Genomic DNA, 1,797 nt, shown 5'->3' with positions numbered 1-1,797 from the left:
CCAGGCGCAGCGCCCGCTGGCCGGACCAGGCACGACTCCGCCGCGGGCCCACGATCACTCCGACCCCGGGGAGTGGGCGTTTGGGGAACCGTGGAAACTCTCCCGAACCGCGGTGAGCGCCCGAAAGAACGCGCCGTCCTCGCGGATCTCCCCGGCCCCGTCCGCGCCCGGACCGAGATCGATGCGGAGCTCGTCAATGATCCGCCCCGGCCGCTGGGACATGACGACGACCCGATCCGAGAGGAACACCGCCTCCGGGATGGAGTGCGTGACAAAGACCACCGCTGCGCCCGTCTCCCGCCGGATCCGGGCCAGCTCGTTCTGCATCCGCTCCCGGGTCATCTCATCCAGCGCCCCAAAGGGCTCATCCATGAGGAGGAGCCGCGGCTGCTCGCTCAGGGAACGGGCGATGGCCACCCGCTGCTGCATCCCCCCGGACAGCTGATCCGGGAAGTGGTCCGCAAACTCGGACAGCCCGATCATCTCGATCAGCTCGGCCACCCGCTCGCGGCGGCTCGCGCGGTCCACACCGTGAATCTCCAGGGGCAACTCGACGTTCGCGCGGACCGTGCGCCACGGCAGCAAGCCCGCCTGCTGGAACGCGATCCCATAGTCCCCGGCGAGGCGCGCCTCGCTCGCGGACTTGCCAAACACCGTGAGGGAGCCTCCGCTGGGCTCGTCCAAATCCGCGATCAGCCGCATGAGCGTGCTCTTGCCGCACCCTGAAGGCCCGATCAGCGAGACGAACTCACCCGGCGCGAGCACGAAATCGACGCCGCCGAGCGCGACCACCTCGCCCCCAGACTCATCGGAGAAGACCCGGGTGAGGTTTCGCGCGCGGACGGCCTCGCTGGCATCGATCATGGGGAGTCCTCTCCTCGTCGGAATCGCATCAGGAGCCGCCCGATCAGGGCCACGACGCCCGCGGCGACCAAGCCAACCGCAACCGCGCCGAAGATCGGGGCCCACGGTTTGCCCGGATCGCCCCCCGTCGCCGAGGCGTACTCGACGATGAGCCGCCCGATCCCCCCGCGCAGGCCGATGGACACCTCGGCGACCACCGTGCCGATCACGGCGCTCGCCGCAGCCAGCCGGAGGGCGGGCAGCACGAAGGGCACGCTCGCGGGCAGCCGCAGCGAGACGAGCGTGCGCCACCAGCCCGCCCCGAAGGAGCGCATGAGATCGAGGTGGCTCTGCTGCGGGGAGCTGAGCCCGCGGAGGGTGCCAACGGTCACGGGGAAGAACGCCAGATAGGTGGCGATCACGGCGACCGACATCCAGTTTTCCCAGGAGAACTCCCCGAGCTGGATCTGGGCGCCCCAGCGCCGCACGAGCGGGGCGATCGCGATGAGCGGCACGGTCTGGCTGAGCACGACCCAGGGCAGGATCGCGGCCCGGGCCAGCCGGAAGCGGAGCATGACGAGGGCGAGCAGCGCGCTGAGCAGCACCCCGAGCACCCAGCCCGCGGCCGCGATGCGCAGGGAAAACCTGGCGGCTTCGAGCACCGGGACCCAGAGCGCCGGGGACCCGGGGAGCGCGGTGGCGGGGAGGAACAATCGCTCGGCCATCGTCCAGACGTGCGGCATCGCGAGGTCTGAGGTGCGCGGCAGCAGGGGCACCTGGCCGAGGGAAAAACCCGCCTCTGGCCCGATCGCCTTGTAGCCCTCCCAGAGCAGGGCGAGGGCGACGATCCCGGCGAGGCCGTAGAGGAGCGTCCGCGTGGCGGGCTTCCCGCGCATTCGGCACCTCCTCGTGACGGCTGTGTGGCGAGTGGCTCAGGGGGTGGGCTGCGCTGCT

2 protein-coding genes are annotated in these 1,797 nt (G+C 71.1%); both read right to left on the bottom strand.

Annotated elements, in window-relative coordinates; translation table 11 throughout:
- Positions 1-54: 54 nt before the first annotated feature.
- Positions 55-864, bottom strand: coding sequence for an ABC transporter ATP-binding protein (locus OOT08_RS05985; protein ID WP_325091674.1), 810 nt, complete (start codon positions 862-864; stop codon positions 55-57).
- Complete coding sequence (locus OOT08_RS05980; protein ID WP_325091673.1) at positions 861-1,739, bottom strand: ABC transporter permease; 879 nt, start codon at positions 1,737-1,739, stop codon at positions 861-863. The genes OOT08_RS05985 and OOT08_RS05980 overlap by 4 nt, the downstream gene beginning before the upstream one ends.
- Between the last annotated feature and the right edge of the window lie 58 nt (positions 1,740-1,797).

The sequence above is a fragment of the Leucobacter sp. M11 genome (assembly GCF_035726885.1).
GTDB lineage: Bacteria > Actinomycetota > Actinomycetes > Actinomycetales > Microbacteriaceae > JAPFRB01.
Note: the sequence above shows the minus strand (reverse complement) of the source record. Positions and strands in the feature narration are given on the sequence as shown.

Excerpts from the sequence above, each read along its gene's own strand:
- OOT08_RS05985 (WP_325091674.1), bottom strand. The coding sequence starts at position 864 with ATGATCGATGCCAGCGAGGCCGTCCGCGCGCGAAACCTCACCCGGGTC.
- OOT08_RS05980 (WP_325091673.1), bottom strand. The coding sequence starts at position 1,739 with ATGCGCGGGAAGCCCGCCACGCGGACGCTCCTCTACGGCCTCGCCGGG.